This window comes from Candidatus Syntrophosphaera thermopropionivorans, from assembly GCF_004353895.1.
GTDB lineage: Bacteria > Cloacimonadota > Cloacimonadia > Cloacimonadales > Cloacimonadaceae > Syntrophosphaera > Syntrophosphaera thermopropionivorans.
Genome location: NZ_SMOG01000017.1, coordinates 16839 through 32445, shown reverse-complemented (window position 1 = coordinate 32445; position 15607 = coordinate 16839). Strand labels below are relative to the sequence as shown.

General features: G+C 37.1%; 13 protein-coding genes. 6 read left to right on the top strand and 7 right to left on the bottom strand.

Going from position 1 to position 15607, the window contains the following annotated elements:
* Positions 1-242: 242 nt before the first annotated feature.
* Genes E0946_RS05475 through E0946_RS05460 form a run of 4 tightly spaced genes read right to left on the bottom strand, consistent with a single transcriptional unit; the run spans position 243 to position 6590 of the window.
* Complete coding sequence (locus tag E0946_RS05475) at positions 243-2729, bottom strand: T9SS type A sorting domain-containing protein (protein WP_165942094.1); 2487 nt, start codon at positions 2727-2729, stop codon at positions 243-245.
* Complete coding sequence (locus tag E0946_RS05470) at positions 2726-3775, bottom strand: MraY family glycosyltransferase (protein WP_133201458.1); 1050 nt, start codon at positions 3773-3775, stop codon at positions 2726-2728. The genes E0946_RS05475 and E0946_RS05470 overlap by 4 nt, the downstream gene beginning before the upstream one ends.
* Positions 3772-4893: a glycosyltransferase gene (locus tag E0946_RS05465; protein ID WP_133201457.1), complete on the bottom strand. Its 1122-nt coding sequence runs from the start codon at positions 4891-4893 to the stop codon at positions 3772-3774. The genes E0946_RS05470 and E0946_RS05465 overlap by 4 nt, the downstream gene beginning before the upstream one ends.
* Positions 4890-6590, bottom strand: a complete 1701-nt coding sequence (locus E0946_RS05460; RefSeq protein WP_133201456.1) for a polysaccharide deacetylase family protein — start codon at positions 6588-6590, stop codon at positions 4890-4892. The genes E0946_RS05465 and E0946_RS05460 overlap by 4 nt, the downstream gene beginning before the upstream one ends.
* Positions 6591-6712: 122 nt before the next feature.
* On the opposite strand from E0946_RS05460, the gene E0946_RS05455 reads away from it, so the two are divergent.
* The 6 genes from E0946_RS05455 to E0946_RS05430 all read left to right on the top strand — a co-directional run bounded on the left by E0946_RS05455 (position 6713) and on the right by E0946_RS05430 (position 10743).
* Positions 6713-7189: a deoxycytidylate deaminase gene (locus E0946_RS05455; RefSeq protein ID WP_133201455.1), complete on the top strand. Its 477-nt coding sequence runs from the start codon at positions 6713-6715 to the stop codon at positions 7187-7189.
* Entirely contained in the window at positions 7189-7731 is a 543-nt protein-coding gene (locus E0946_RS05450) for an ECF transporter S component (RefSeq protein ID WP_133201454.1), read from the top strand. Before E0946_RS05455 ends, E0946_RS05450 begins: the two co-directional genes overlap by 1 nt.
* Positions 7728-8651, top strand: coding sequence for a molybdopterin-binding protein (locus tag E0946_RS05445; RefSeq protein ID WP_133201453.1), 924 nt, complete (start codon positions 7728-7730; stop codon positions 8649-8651). The genes E0946_RS05450 and E0946_RS05445 overlap by 4 nt, the downstream gene beginning before the upstream one ends.
* Positions 8652-8729: 78 nt before the next feature.
* The gene (locus E0946_RS05440; protein WP_133201452.1) at positions 8730-9377 is read left to right on the top strand and encodes an ABC transporter ATP-binding protein; all 648 of its coding nucleotides are present in this window, start codon (positions 8730-8732) and stop codon (positions 9375-9377) included.
* Complete coding sequence (locus E0946_RS05435) at positions 9374-10018, top strand: ATP-binding cassette domain-containing protein (protein ID WP_133201451.1); 645 nt, start codon at positions 9374-9376, stop codon at positions 10016-10018. Before E0946_RS05440 ends, E0946_RS05435 begins: the two co-directional genes overlap by 4 nt.
* Positions 10015-10743 carry an energy-coupling factor transporter transmembrane component T family protein gene (locus tag E0946_RS05430; protein WP_133201450.1) on the top strand — a complete coding sequence of 243 codons (729 nt, stop codon included), beginning with the start codon at positions 10015-10017 and terminating at the stop codon, positions 10741-10743. The genes E0946_RS05435 and E0946_RS05430 overlap by 4 nt, the downstream gene beginning before the upstream one ends.
* Positions 10744-10747: 4 nt before the next feature.
* Here the strand turns inward: E0946_RS05430 and E0946_RS05425 are convergent, their stop codons facing one another.
* From E0946_RS05425 to E0946_RS05415, 3 genes are all read right to left on the bottom strand, one after another.
* A complete protein-coding gene (locus E0946_RS05425; protein WP_133201449.1) occupies positions 10748-13633 on the bottom strand; it encodes a M1 family metallopeptidase in 2886 nt (961 codons plus the stop codon).
* A 173-nt stretch (positions 13634-13806) separates the two neighbouring features.
* Positions 13807-15123: a replication-associated recombination protein A gene (locus E0946_RS05420; RefSeq protein WP_133201448.1), complete on the bottom strand. Its 1317-nt coding sequence runs from the start codon at positions 15121-15123 to the stop codon at positions 13807-13809.
* 3 nt (positions 15124-15126) lie between these two features.
* The gene (locus E0946_RS05415; RefSeq protein WP_133201447.1) at positions 15127-15594 is read right to left on the bottom strand and encodes a ferritin-like domain-containing protein; all 468 of its coding nucleotides are present in this window, start codon (positions 15592-15594) and stop codon (positions 15127-15129) included.
* Between the last annotated feature and the right edge of the window lie 13 nt (positions 15595-15607).

The window sequence follows — 15607 nt, the reverse complement described above, 5'->3', positions numbered from 1 at the left end:
CGTTTATGAAGCTCCGAAGGAGCTTGCTATTAATAAGGTGTGTATTAAAAAGCTAAGATTTATATTTTTGCCTATATAGCTACTAAAGTATGAAAAGCCTTATGGCTTTACGAGATGAGGACATCTCGCACCCCTATGCCTGCTTTACGAGATGAGGACGTATCACCACCATTATTAGATGAGGACCTCTCGCACTCCCTATCAAGACGATATAGTTTCACCCTCTTTTAATAAAAACTCATTTATCTTAAAAGTGCTATCTTTCCAGTTTTCCTATTCCCTTTTTCATCCATGACTACTACATAATAGATGCCTGTGGCACATTTCTTTCCTGCAGAATTCAAGCCATCCCAGTCAAAACGAGCAAATTCATTTTCTTTTAAAGTAATGACCAAAGCTCCAGAACTATCATAGATGCGACATTTATTATTTCCAAGAGGTAAAGTTCCTGAAGGATAATTGATGATGCTGATAGATTTATCCTTCTCTGGATAGAAAGGATTGGGATATATCTTTAAAGATGTGAGTTGAGTTTCCGGTTTTATCTGATAACCTATAATGAGAGTATTGAGACCCTCTGGTGTGCCAATAAGCAGCTTCCCCTCTTCTGGATTGTATCCCAGAGCAGTTATATAATTAGATAGCAGAGGAGAATTCTCTTGATAATAATTGGTAAATCGTTCCGTTATTGGGTCATACATTGTTAAGCCATGTTGCAGGCTACCAATCCAAATACGATTAAAAGGGTCTAAATATATCGCGGTTGGAGTTGTACGTACAGAACCAAAAAGTCTTTCTTCATCCACAAAGTAGAGAATATTATTTTCCCAGTTATGCGTATTCTTATTATATTTATAGCGTTTTATAGCTGTGTCATATTTATACCAATCAGTCTCATCCCACATAAAAAGTCCATTACTGGCAGCAATCCAATGCTGAGTTCCTTCGTAAGGACTTTCAATAGTAACTACTCCATACACTTCACAGTTATTCAATTCTGGAGGGTCAGGAATAAGCCAATGGTTTCCATTAGATTCAGGGATAGAATCATCATTCCAGATTACTAAACCGCGATCATTATGTGTACCAATAAAATATTGTCTACCATTATGATAACTATATTCTACTGCCTGACGAACACTATTTGGAATAGTGAAATTCCTAATAAATTCATCTTCAGGGCTTAGGACAGTGAAACCATCTTCGCAACAGGCAATAAGCATATTCCCATATTTATCACAGTTAATACCCACATCTGTATCTCCCAGAACTTGTGCCGTTCCAATCGGATTTCCTCCATAAGACTGAGTGGTTTCATTCCATTGATACATCCCACTATGTGTAATCCAAAACCATTGATTATTTACTTCATCAAAGATGGAGACACCATATTTCCAGCCAGTAGGACTGGCATTTTCGATAGCATAAAAAGTGCCGAACCACTTTCTATCCTTACTATCTACTTCAACCGTATAGACATTATCCGTATGAATAGGGCTATTAGCCAAGTTATAGGTTCGCCAGATTCCATCTTTATATCTACAGGCTCCCAGAGAGCTTTTCCTTTGTGGTATTATACTCCAGGCTCCACTGGAAAACCATATAGCATTTTGGGCATCAGTGACAATATTTCTAATTTTAGGAAAGCCAATGGTATTCTGTAAATATTGTTGCCAAGGGTCAGCCGCTGGATTAAAAGGATAGATTTGATAAAAGATTCCATCACCCCAGCTGCAAAGATAAATCCCATCATCAGTGCAGATAATCTTGCTGATACATTTTGTGCCCAGTCCGAGCTCTTTTTTATTTAGGTGTTGAATTGCGCCTTCTGAACTGATTCTGGTAAGAAGAATATCTCCGGTCAGATTGTAAGCCAGAATATCTTCATCCCAGGTTCCATACGAAACCCATAAATCTCCATTTGCATCAATAGTCGCATAATTAAAGTTCTGATTTATTAATCCATTTGCCGAAGTATAGTGAGTCCAACTATTCTGGTAAGGATCTATAGAATGACAATATATTTCCGTGGGAGCCGTAACTATTAATTTATCTCCTCCGATAGAAAGTTTATTCTTATGTCCATTCTTTACTCTCGCACCCGATAAACTATGCCAGGCATCATCCACATCCAGAGAATCCAGATGAACAAAATTTAGCCCTCTATCAGTGGAAATAAAGAGATAATTATTACTGGCTAATTCCATCGCATTAATGTTATTAGATAGTAAGCCTGGAGTGTTTTGCACATTATATTGATGAAGTTGCAAAGGGAAATTTACCCCTTCCAGATAGTAGTAATTTGCCAGTCCCATTTGAGTTGCCACCAGCACATTAGACCCCTTCTCAACTATTTTAACTACATTGTTAGAAGGAAGTCCCAGCTCAGTGGTCAATTTTTGCATACCCTGTTGATTAATAATAGTAATACCATCACTGGCAGAACCTAACCATATACTTTGATTGAATTGAATATAGGATATATTTCGCACATCGTTTGAGACCAGTCCATCTGCTGTCGTCCAGACTTTGTTGATAGCTTCTAAATGGATACCTGGTGTATTAAGCTTAGAGACAAAAACCATCCCACCCCAGGTGCCCATATAGTATCCTGTATCCATTTCTAATAAATCATAAATATGAGTGGTATTAGTAATAGTCTCCCATTTAGCACCCCAGAGGCAAAAACCTACACAACCTATGATTAATATAAGAGCTATATGTTTCATTCTTTCCTTCCCTTGCGCATAAAAATATATGATACCACCACTGCCAGTGTAAGTAAACATAATAACACAGAAAATAGTATCTTTTTGGTTGAAAATGAAAAACCTATGGCTATCAAGCCAAATAGTAAAGTCATAAAATAGACAATAATCGCTACCATTCTTTGAGAAAGTCCCAGAGAAAGCATTATATGATGTAAATGTTTCTTATCTGGTGTAAAGATATTGTTGCCACCTCTAATTCTGCGAAATATAGCCAGAAACATATCTATTAGAGGCACTGCCAGCACGGATAGTGGAATAATCAAGGTCATAGAAGTTATCCCTTTATACTGTCTGTTCCCTGCAGTAGATATAGCTGCAAGAACCAATCCATTAAATAAGGCTCCGGTATCACCCAGAAAAATCTTGGCAGGATAGAAATTAAATCGCAAAAAAGCAAGATTACCAGCCAGTAAAAAGGCTGATAAAGCTATTACTATGCTATTGCTTTCTTTTATTCCTACTACTAATAACACTGCACATACAATAACGCAGATACCACTTGCCAGACCGTCAATACCATCTATTAAATTGATTGCATTCATCAAGACGAGATACCAGATAATAGTTACGGGAAAAGATAGCCAGCCCAGCATCAAATCTGACCCAAAAGGATTGGTTAAGGACATAACTCTGAATTCTATAAGATACATAATAATGCCAATTCCTATCTGCCAGAGCAGTTTAAGCAGAGCAGGAATATCCCAGCGGTCATCTGTTATACCTAAAATTAAAGTTATAAGTTCTACCCCTATTAGGGGAAAAACCAAAAGCTTAAATTCTACATCTGGGATTATACTTGCCAGGATTAATTCAGCTATAATTATAGGTAAAGCAAAGGATAAACCTCCCGCTTCAGGAATGGCTATCTGATTTATTTTCCGTTCATTCGGTTGAGCTACTATATGTAATTTCCTGGATAACTTTATATTTAAGGGCACCAGAAGATGAGTAGCTATATGAATGGCTATTGCAAGTATAATTATAACTATTATAATATAATTCACATCACCTTCTGATAAAGTTCTAAATAACTTTTGACCATCGTATCATAATCAGATATCTCTTTTATCCTCTTATTAGCAATAACGCCTTTCTCAAAAGCAATCTCTGGATGTTGTGCCACCTCTATAAGGCACTGAATCAAAGCAGGTTGATTATCCAGTGGAACTATCCATCCACATTCCTCTGTAATCATTTCTCGTAAAGAAGGAATATCACTAACTATCACTGGTAAACCGGAATGCATTGCCTCTATGACACTAAAAGGCTGCGCTTCCCACCTTGAATATAGTATAAAGGCATCAAATAAAGCTAACCATTGCGCTATATTTACATCCCAACCTGGAAGAATAATTCTTTCCTCTAAACCATAAGAATGTACTATCGTTCGGCAAATATTCCAATGTTCCCCTTCACCTAAGATAATAAACTTCAGTTTGGGTTCATTTTTACAAGCCTGACAGGCAGCAGTAATCAGATTTATAACATTCTTTTGACGAGAGAAACGAAGGGTAGAACCAATAACAAATTCTCTTTTATAAGGATTACAAGTTCGTTTTTGAGCTATCTTTGTAAACTTTTCCACCTGCTCATAAGGTATGGCATTATAGATTGTTATTGCTTTAGAAGGAGGCACTAACCCCATTTCCAGATATTTGAGTCTATCACAATTATTCACAAATACCACATAATCACCCCAGCTATTTGCCCATTTCTCCAGCTGTCTATAGATTTTTTGTTGCCAAAGAGGTTGATCATCGTGAAAGGAAGTTCCATGTGCTGTATACAAAATCAAAGGAATATGAGAAAAAGAAGCTGCTAATCTACCCAGAAATCCAGGTTTGGAAGAATTAGTATGTACAATATCAAAATTATAGCGCTTCATCAACGAATAAAGTTCCATTAAAGCTAAAGTGTCATCTATCGCAATAGGACGCTTCATATGTTTCAAAGGAAGATAGTGATAGCCCCGAGCTTTAACAGCATCTACCAAATCTCCTCCTGGAACACTGGCAACATAGATATCAAATTGATTTTCAGGTAAACCATCAAGCAGAAAGAGACTGAAATTCTGCACACCTGAGAGTAGTGGTAAAAGCTGAAGATGAAGCAATCTTGTCATAATTCTTGATTTAACCTGATTACTGCAATTGAATCAGCATTAACATTGGAAAAAATTACCATATTCCCTTCTACTTTAGCTGGCACACCCAAAATTTCTTTAATGTTTTTAATGTTTATTATCTTCAAGGTAAAGTTTTCCAGATTGTCTGGGAAAAAAATGCTGATTTCATATTCCGTCTCATTAATTGTTACTCTATTTCTTTTATTCCACCATTGGGATAATTCATTTGCTGTGGGCACCCAGATTCCACCGGATTTAATAAGTGCCAAAGCATAAGTATAGAGCTTTTTAACATAGGGTATATCATAATAAGAAGCCAGATTCAGGTCAAGCCCAAAAACTCCTCTTGTCCTTATAGTGCTCTGGAAGAATTTCTTTAAAAGCTTCTTAGCTGGTTCCAGTTGTAAAGTTTTAAATCTACCAACCCTTAAATGTGCATCACAATAGATGGTCGGAAGCTCATACCAGGGAACACTTAATCCACCAATCCAGGGTTGATAAGGAACTGTAACTCCATTTATATAGCCGGGCATATCTCTTAAGGCAGTGCTTTGACTATACGCTGGATTAAGCTTGGAATGCAATCCCCTGAGATTTTCATTTATTTTATAATGCAACTGTCTTATGCCTATAGTCTCTTGATGTAGCTGATGCAACATAACCTGTTTTCTGGTAATGTAGTCATCAGGATTGGTTTTATCCGGAGTGAGTAGTAATCCAATTTCATTGCCTGTTCTGGTTAATTGTCTAATTTCTTCCTGTAAATCCGGGTCATCCAGACTATAATTAATGTATTCATTTTTATCTGGTGCTATATAAAAAGTACTTCGGTAACCTGAAGCTTCTTCCAGTGCACGATATTCCTCAAAATTCCAGTAGAGTTCCACATTAGTAAACAGATATTTAAATTTACTGGAGATAGTGTGAAATAGTTGTTTCCAATTCAAAGTAAAAAACATTGCTACATCAGTTCCCAGAGATAGGAGAAGGTCAGTATAATTCCATTTTTGTAGATTATCCACCGAATGAGTTAAAAGTGCTGCTCCTTCCTGTCCTTGAGGCCAGTATTGTTTTTGCACCAAGGGGATTCCTTTGCTGCGAGTGTGCTCTTTAATCATTGAATCCACTAACCAGAGCATATTATCTACATAAGGTGTTTCCCTATAAGGATGAAAGATGCTTGCTTCTTCAGGATAATAGCCTTCCGCATCACGGGTGGAGTCAACTTGTGATTCCAGATGGGCTAAATGGAAAAAGATATTGCCTACCAGATCAAAGTTTATTTTCCCTGCTTGAATCTTACTTTCAGAATAATTTTCTGCCGGATAGGAAAAGCTACGACTGCTTATTACTGGAGTCTTGGAAAGAAGTTTAACCATCTTTAGGTTGCGCTTTAATTTATCCATTGTCATACTTTTCGGGTCAAATAAGTCCGGCTCACAGGGAATAAAGATGGTAATAAAGTGTTGTGCTATGGCTACAAGTTCTTCTATGGTTGGGTCAGTATAGCCATAGATGAATAGAATATCATCTTCTTTCAGCTCTCCTATATCCGAAACAAAACTAAAGCTATAACCTAAGGTCTGAAAAATAAAACCATAGGTGTAGTTAATCTCATTTTTGAACTTTTCCAGTTTATAATCTATGAAAATATATATCATTGATGGAATACCATAAATATTACTTTTAATCATAAAAAAGGAATTTTAGCTTATGTCAAGAAAAATCATTTAAATTAAAGTTGCTCCCTTCTTTCTTGACAAAATTAGCTGAGTTATAAAGTAAATCTATATTTAACTAATATCAGGTTATTGAGATGGAAAAAAGACCCTCCTGGCAACAGTATTTTATGCAAATGGCTTTTTTAGCTTCTACCAGAAGCACCTGCCTGCGAAGACAGGTCGGTGCTGTTCTGGTGAAAGATAATCAGATTCTTTCCACTGGCTATAATGGAAGTCCCAAAGGAGTTAGGCATTGTGCTGAAGTAGGTTGTCTACGAAAAAAAAATAATGTGCCTTCTGGACAGATGCATGAGCTCTGTCGCGGATTACATGCTGAACAAAATGCTATTATTCAAGCTGGATTAAATGGTTCCAGTGCCAGAGGTGCCACTCTTTATTGCACTCACCAACCCTGTAGTATCTGTGCTAAGATGATAATCAATGCTGAGATTCAGACGGTTTATGTAGCTGAAAAATATCCTGATGAATTAGCCGAAAAACTTTTAGCTGAAGCAGGAGTAGAATTGATTCTTTACAATCCCCAAACCGGTAAAATGAAAAAATTAATCTGATGAGTAAAGTTTTCCGCACTTTTACCACTCGTGACCTGATAATTATTGCTGGATTAGCCGGTATAGGTTTAGCTATTAAACCTCTTGTTTCACCTCTTTCTAAGATGATTACCTCTCCTTTAATGATTCCAGGTGGCTCTTTTACTGGTGGATTATATATGTTATGGATGGTCCTGGCTGTATTGATAGTAGATAAATTTGGCACTGGTATAGTTTATGGACTTCTGCAAGCACTGGTAATTATGGTCATTGGAATAAGAGGAAATCAAGGTCTTCTCAGTCTGGTTAGTTATACTTTCCCCGGATTATTAGTAGATTTAGTCTATCTGGCTATACCTCATCCAGAAAGAATCTGGGGTCAAATGCTACTTTGTGCTCTTGCCAATATGGCTGGAGCATTAATTGTAGCTATTTTCGTGTTTCATCATCCTCTACCTTTCATCCTGATTATTGAAGGTATGTCTATGATTTCTGGGATAATAGGTGGCTGGATTTCCTGGGCTATTTATAAAACTATAAAACATTATGAGTTGGTACAATGAAAAAATTCTTTCTCTTTTTACCTTTCATGACCATATCAATTTTAAGCGCTATTATCATTACCGGTCCTCAAGGTGATTCTTTAATCTATTCTTATACTGAATTAGCAAAAATCCCTCGGGAGACCTTTACTACTACCAGGGTTAAAAGTGGAGAAATTCAGGAAGATATCTGGACTGGCTTTCGTTTTAATCACTGGTTCAATGATAATATCAAGATTCCCTATAAAATTATTCGGTTTGAATCGGCAGATAACTATATGGTAAGTTTTAGCAAAGCGGAATTTGATTCCTTAGAATGCTGGCTCGCTTTCACTCAAAATGGTCAAGTCTTACCTGAAAATGGTATTCGTTTGATTTTCCCTCAGCTTAGAGATATGAAATGGATTCGTGGTCTGAATAGAGTAGTCCTGGAAGATTTTTCTCCTTTAAAATTGCCCGCCCGCTTTGAGTTTTTAGATAAACGCCTTAAACAGGAAACTTTAATTGAAAATCCACCTCCTTTTTCCGATATTAAGGGTTATTACTTTGCCGATTTATTACCCCTATCCGCTAGAAATGATACACATAGTGTGGTGCTTTATAGTTCTGATGGTATAAAATGTTCTCTGGAATATCCACGCCATTTAAAAGATGCTATAATTGAATTAACCGATTATGGATTCAATCTGAAAAGTCCTCATATTCCTGATGGGATGTGGCTAAAAGACATTATCTACCTTCAAATTGATGATTGGGCACTCATCAAAAGTGAAAATCTGGATGCTCTCATCACCTTAAACCGCATTATGGATTGGAAACTCAGTCCTGATGTGCAGTTCATTGTAAATATAGGTGGAAAAGAAGAAAAAATCCCGCTAAGTGAAGTTCTCGCTTATCCGGATAAATTAGCTAATATCACCTCTTTTGAATTGATACCATAATCAATACCTTCGTTTCCCCTTTAATTTTTATTAAAGTCCAAAACTTCCATCTTTGAACTTTATCAAAGCCTTTTCATTATGTTGAAAGTCCAGAACCTATATTTATGTTATCCAGGGCAATCAGAACCAATATTTAAAAACTTAACTTTTGAGCTAAAGGATGGTGAATTGCTCTGGTTAACAGGTCCAAATGGTTGTGGGAAAACCAGCCTCTTAAATTGCATTAGTGGGATAATCCCTCAGCGTATAAAAGCTGAATTTAAGGGAGACATCATATTAAATGACCTTGACCTCAATCCTATCCCTATAAATGAGAGATTCCGCTATCTTGCCTATCAAATGAGTGACCCTGACAATCAAATCTTCTTCCCTAGAGTGGAAAAAGAACTTTTTTTTGCTCTGGAAAATGCGGGCTTAACTATTAAAGAAATGAAGGAAAGAATCATCCGAGCCACAGAAGATTTCGGTTTGCAGGATTTCTGGGAAACTGAACCTGGAAAATTGTCGCTGGGACAAAAAAAACTCTTAGTACTGGCTTTTTGTTCCGCTCAGGACACACCTTTATATCTACTGGATGAACCCACCTCTGCTTTAAGTGGTGAATCTATACTTAAGGTCAAAAAATGGCTTAAAAACCTTCTATCTAATGGGAAAATGGTCATTATGGTAGAGCATAATCCGGACTTAGGTTCACTGGCAAATCAAATTCTGGATTTAAGTAAATGAATTCCACTCTCTTTCAAATAAACAATATCACCTTCGCCTACCCTAAAAATCCACCACTATTCCAGGATTTCTCCTTTGAAATTAAACAGGACGATAAAATTTTACTTTATGGAGCAAATGGTAGCGGCAAAAGCACCCTTTTAGCTCTTTTAATGGGACTGTTAACTCCTCAACAGGGAAATATCACCTTGAATGATATTTCCGTTCAGGAATTGACTCCAGATAGGTACAATGAAGTTTTATATTCCAGGCAAAATGCCAGAATGGACCTCTTTGGTTTAGTTCCTCGTAATGACTGGGAACTATGGCATCTGGCTTTACCAGACATATTTACCGAGCAAAGTCTTTTTTTCGTAGACTCCGATTTAATTGCTAAATATGACACACCTTATGCTCGCCTTTCTGGTGGTGAATTAAGAGCTTTTTCACTCTTATGGTTGCCTTTATTACAGGATAGATTCTGGCTACTGGATGAACCTACTGCAGGTTTAGATGCAAAACATAAAAAAGATTTTGTAGAACGCTGCTTGAACAAAAATGAAAGAGGATATCTCATTGTGAGTCACGACCCGGTTCTAACTGAAAATCTTTTTAATCGCATTATTCTTCTGGAAAAAGGAAGATTAACCCAGATAAAATGAATAAACTCCATCCTCTAAGTTTTATTATCGCTGCTCTGTGGTTCAGTACCGCTGCTATTTTTGTCCCTCAATTACCTTGGTTAACTCTTGCTTTTTTACTTTGTGCTATTTTCCGGGGATTACTTACTGGTTTTAATTTTCGGCTCTGGTGGAAGCAAGTAAGAAAAATGATTCCCCTTTTCCTCGCTATTCTGGTAATACAATTGCTCTTTACTAAAAAAGGAGAGTTACTCTGGGGAAAATCCTGGTATGCTATATACTCTGTAGGTCTACATCGTGGTATTGCGGTAAATCTTCGGTTACTGATTCTATTTTTCTCCGCTCAGATACTTTTGCGTTTGACTTATGAAGATTTTGATATTGCCTTTAACACTCTTCATCTTCCCGAAGAATTTGCCTTTATGATTTTTTATACTATTCATATTATCCCTTCTGCTGGAGAACATATTCAGCATTCTTTACAACTGGTTAAGTTCAGAGGAATAAATTTGAGGAAACTACCATTGAAATCACAACTAACCATATATCGTTATATATCTCTCAGTGTTCTGGCGGATGTGCTTTCACGCAGCGAAATTCAGGCTATTGCATTAGACTTGAGAGGATTTCGCTCTACTAGAAAACATACTCATCTACTGCAGAATAATTTCTCTCTCTATGACTTTATGCTTTACCTATCTATTATTATCATCACACTTGTATATCTATTTTCAATATTAGCTTGAAACACTATTTTATATAGCTTATCCGTCTGGTTATAATTCTATCGGATTGTTTCAACCTCAGTATATATATTCCCGAAGGAAGCACTTTCCCATTATCATCTTTTCCGTCAAAATTAAAAGTATAATCTCCTTTCATCTTTGCTTCCTGGAAGAAGGTTTTAACTTTTTGACCCTTAAGATTATAGAGCGAAAGACTTGCTAATCCCTTATCCGCTAAGGAAATCTGGATATGGCAATCTTTATGGAAAGGATTGGGATAAATTTTCATTGAAGCTACCACTGAAGGAATAGTGGAATCTATTACTGGTGTGTTAATCAATTCAGGGATGATTAGTTGTAAAAAATCTCGTACTCCTTCTGCTTGCATATAATAAAGAGGAAAACCCAGTAATATCAATTCGCCATTATTACAGCTATGTCGTAAAGCCAGACAATTTCCATTATGAGGAATAGCTGGATTCATATTAGCAATATAAATTATCTGTTCAGCCTCAGGAAAAGTGCAAATATAAGGCAGCATCCCATTCCAAGCAGGAATGAGCTTATTTGAATCTACCCAAAGTTCTGGATAGATACTGGATTGTGCACTGATCAGACAGGGAACATTATCATAAACAATCTGAGGAATACCAGCAAATCTTTGAAGAAAAGTTTCGGTCAAAACTATGGCTGTTTTCCAGCCTGATATCAAAACTTTCCCTCCCCCTAATATATAACTTCCCAGAATACTTTGATGCTCAACCAGTAAGTTTTCTGCCAAATCATCAGCGTGCCAGAGAACTACTTTATATCCACCCAGAGTTGCTAAATTTGGTAAACCTTCACTTGCTACATCCCAAGAATCATATTCTATGGGAATTAAAGCTGTATTATAAAAATTATCCACCATCGCATCATCAGGACTGATATTGCTCCCATTACCATCTCGGGTCTCATCCACTACCAAAAAATCCTGAGCAAAAGAAAATAGAACGGGCACTGCACTCATTATATTAGATTGTAAACTGCTCCAACCCTCACTATCTATAGCAGATATAGCATATTGGTATAAAGTTCCATTAATAGCGGTATTATCAATAAAACTTAAGCTGTATAGCGGTTCTGAATTTAAAGCTATCCACTCACTGCCATTATCTACATTACGACGATAAATCCGGTAGCCCAAATCTGGACTACCTGGAAAACTTTCCCAAGAAAGAAACACAGAATTATTGGTAGGCAAACATTCCACCAGAACCGGTCTTTTTTCTGTGATTGAACGAAGAAGAGTCCAATTATGATAGTTAGGATTGAATACTGATCCTGCCCCGAGTGTTATATTAAAATAATTGTTAAAACCTTCAGGTGAAGCTTGCACAAACAAAGAATCTGAAATTCCTGCTTGAGTTAGACGGAATGGTACCTCAAGATAAAAAGGAGTGCTCGTATTAGAAATCGTTTTTGCAACTATCTTTAAGGGTGAATTACTCTCATTATTGAACCAGACACTATATTCCACGGATGGTATTCCAGGGCTATATATCCATTGCTGGAAGAATTGGTCTAAATCCTGTCCACTTATTTGTTCTGCCATAGCTTGAAATTCTGAGGTTATTGTATTCCCATAACAATAGGTGTTATACCAGTTCTGGAGCAAGGAAAAGAAATTTGCATCTCCAATCGTTAATCTCAACATATGCAGCACGGATGCTGCTTTTTCATAGGAGGGTGGAGCAAAATAGGAATTAAAGTTCGGATTATAAATAGTGTGAGGTCCCTCTGTATTTTCCCAATTTATATAATAATTATGAAATTCTGTTCTTATGTAGTTACAGGCAGATTCCCAACCCTCTGTTTTGTCTTTCCAGAGATGTTCTGAATAGGTAGCAAAACCTTCAGAAAGCCATACATCCTTGAAAGTAAGAAAGGAAACTGCATCTCCGTACCATTGATGTGCCAGTTCATGAGCTATGGTCGTTTCATAGGCAAGAGTCCCATTAATAATATAATTCCCCAGAGTAGTCATTGTTTGATGTTCCATAGCACCGTAAGTGCTCATATTGACTACCGCATGACCATACTTCTCAAAGGGATAAGGTCCAAAAAGCTGAGAAAAATAGTCTATCATCATCGGAACCCGGGATAATGTTATTAAAGCATTGTTATACTGACTGGGTAATACAAAATTAATAATAGGAAGTTCTTCCATTGATTGATCAAATTCCACATAGGGTCCGCAGGTTACACAAACCAGATAGGTGGTCATAGGATATTGACCTATCCAGTAGGTAGTAGAAGTTCCATCTCCATTATCTAATATATTAGTCCTCAATCCATTGGCGGCAACTTTCCAGTCACTCCTGATAGTAATAGTTAGATTAATTATAGCTTTATCCCAGGGATGGTCATAACAGGGCCACCAGTAACGAGCTGCATCTGGATCTGAAATGGTAAAAACCGAGTTCGCAGTAAATATCATACCAATATGATAAATATCAGAACTCAATTGCGGAATGCCTGAATAAAATACCTGCGTGGTAAAAGTAGAACCAGCTGAAATATTCAGGTTTATATGAATAATGCCATTACTATGAGTGTAATCAGCAGGAATATTATTCACCAGAACACTATTAACCGTCAAGCCTACCAGATTATATTCAATATAGCTCAGATTTTCTTCCGCCAGAACCGTTGCTAAAACATTTCCATTGATATAATGCGTTTGTTCATTTATGGAAAGAGTGAGCTCATACATTTGCACATCAAAACCAGTTAAAGAATCAGCTTTATCCGATTCTGACCAGATATGATTAACACTATAAGGTTTAGTAATATTACCATAGAGTATTGATCCTATCATTAAAAGGCTCAGTAAAATCAAGAATCTTGTTATTTTTCTATTTTTCTTCATTACTCTTTTCTCCGAACATAAAATGTATAATGTTATAGATATTGAAGCAATTATGCTTCCAAATATTAGTATATTTAGATGGTTTGAATAAGATTTACCTTTTGAAAAAATGAAAGTTTGCTCTCACCTACAAAAGATAGTTTAACTATCACCAATTTGAGGTTTGGAAACTGCTACTTTTTATCCTTCTCTTGTCTAAGTTTTATCCACCACTGAATTCTTTTCGCTATCTCTTTTTCAAATCCAAACTCTCCAGGGATATAATAGGTTTTCTCTTCCATCTGCTCGGGAAAATACTTTTGATATGCATATTTATTGTCAAAATCGTGGTCATACTTATAACCTGCTCCATAGCCAAGGTCTTTCATAAGTTTAGTGGGAGCATTACGAATATGGAAAGGAACTCCATAATGACTGGTTTTTCTGGCATCTTCAGCAGCAGCTTCATAAGCGGTGTAGAGAGAATTACTTTTGGGAGCAGTGGCAAGATAGACTACCAATTGAGCCAGAGCAGTGCTCGCTTCAGGCATTCCAATAAAAAGAACCGCTTCCTTTACAGCAATAGCTTGAACCAGCGCTTGAGGATCCGCTAATCCCACATCTTCTGAGGCAAAGCGAATCAATCTTCGCACTATATAGCGAGGATCTTCTCCCGCTTCCAGCATTCTTGCCAACCAGTAAAGTCCTGCTTGAGGGTCTGATCCTCTAAGTGATTTATGTAAAGCAGAAATAAGGTTATAGTGTTCTTCCCGGTCCTTATCATAGTAAAGAGTCTTCTTTTCCAGGATAGTTGCCAGTTGTTTTATCTCTTTATGTGGTTCTTTTTTTAGATAAGGTGCCAGAAGTTCCAGCTGATTAAGTGCTCTACGAGCATCACCCGAACTTTGTTGAGCCAGCCATCCTATTATATCTTCATCTTCTTCCAATCCTAAACTCTCATATCCTTTGCGAATGATAGTTTTTAAGTCCTCCTCTGAAAGCATCTGAAGCACAAAGGTATGACACCGCGAAAGAAGAGCCGGAATCACTTCAAAAGAAGGATTCTCTGTGGTGGCACCTATAAGTACTATAGCACCAGATTCTACATAAGGAAGAAATGCATCCTGTTGAGCTTTGTTAAAACGATGTATCTCATCAATAAAGACTATGGTAGTCTGATTTTGATGACGATGCATATAATCAGCATCTTTCATTACTGCTTTGACATCTGTTATACTGGAAAGGACAGCACTAAATCTAACAAAGCGGTGTTTTGTGCTGTTTTCAATGATTCTGGCAATGGTTGTTTTTCCACTGCCAGGTGGACCCCATAAAATGAAAGATTGATATTCATCACTTTCTATCATCTTACGCAGTGGAGAATCAGGAGCAGTTAGAGCAGGTTGTCCTAAAACTTCATCCAGAGAACGAGGACGAAGTTTCTCTGCTAAAGGGACATTTCTATCCGTAATTTCTTTTTCTTCCAGAAAATCCGTCTGATCAGAATTCATTGGTTAAAAATCCATAAAACCATCCAGCTCGCTGGGATCAAACCATTCCAGTGCACCAAGTATCCTTTGCATTTCGGTCAGAAGCAAGGTCTTGTGTTGTTCTTCTTCTTTAGCTAAATGAAGCAAAAGTTCCTTAATGTCCACTGGTTCAGTTTGTTCTGCAAAAGAATAATAATTCTTAGCTGCCTCTTCCTCACGAGTTATAGCAAACTGGAGAAGTTGAGCGGGATCTTTTAAATCCACAGATGGAATCTCTTTTATCTCCTGAGTTTCAGGTTCAGGCTCTTCACCAGGGAATTCCTGGCTAAAAGCACTTCTCAATTTGAGTTCATGCTCTTTTTCTAAACCGACCAATTCCGTGAAAAAGGCATTGGTTTCAGGCTCGCCAAAGCTTCTGGCTAAGCCCTGATAAAGCCTTTGAGAGCGTTGTTCCTGGGCTATGGCAAAATTGTAAAGTTCCTTTCTATCCATCTTTTTTATTCCT

Excerpts from the sequence above, each read along its gene's own strand:
- E0946_RS05435 (WP_133201451.1), top strand. The coding sequence starts at position 9,374 with ATGAATTCCACTCTCTTTCAAATAAACAATATCACCTTCGCCTACCCT.
- E0946_RS05460 (WP_133201456.1), bottom strand. The coding sequence starts at position 6,590 with ATGATTAAAAGTAATATTTATGGTATTCCATCAATGATATATATTTTC.
- E0946_RS05420 (WP_133201448.1), bottom strand. The coding sequence starts at position 15,123 with ATGAATTCTGATCAGACGGATTTTCTGGAAGAAAAAGAAATTACGGAT.
- E0946_RS05415 (WP_133201447.1), bottom strand. The coding sequence starts at position 15,594 with ATGGATAGAAAGGAACTTTACAATTTTGCCATAGCCCAGGAACAACGC.
- E0946_RS05455 (WP_133201455.1), top strand. The coding sequence starts at position 6,713 with ATGGAAAAAAGACCCTCCTGGCAACAGTATTTTATGCAAATGGCTTTT.
- E0946_RS05430 (WP_133201450.1), top strand. The coding sequence starts at position 10,015 with ATGAATAAACTCCATCCTCTAAGTTTTATTATCGCTGCTCTGTGGTTC.
- E0946_RS05475 (WP_165942094.1), bottom strand. The coding sequence starts at position 2,729 with ATGAAACATATAGCTCTTATATTAATCATAGGTTGTGTAGGTTTTTGC.
- E0946_RS05440 (WP_133201452.1), top strand. The coding sequence starts at position 8,730 with ATGTTGAAAGTCCAGAACCTATATTTATGTTATCCAGGGCAATCAGAA.
- E0946_RS05445 (WP_133201453.1), top strand. The coding sequence starts at position 7,728 with ATGAAAAAATTCTTTCTCTTTTTACCTTTCATGACCATATCAATTTTA.
- E0946_RS05425 (WP_133201449.1), bottom strand. The coding sequence starts at position 13,633 with ATGAAGAAAAATAGAAAAATAACAAGATTCTTGATTTTACTGAGCCTT.
- E0946_RS05465 (WP_133201457.1), bottom strand. The coding sequence starts at position 4,893 with ATGACAAGATTGCTTCATCTTCAGCTTTTACCACTACTCTCAGGTGTG.
- E0946_RS05450 (WP_133201454.1), top strand. The coding sequence starts at position 7,189 with ATGAGTAAAGTTTTCCGCACTTTTACCACTCGTGACCTGATAATTATT.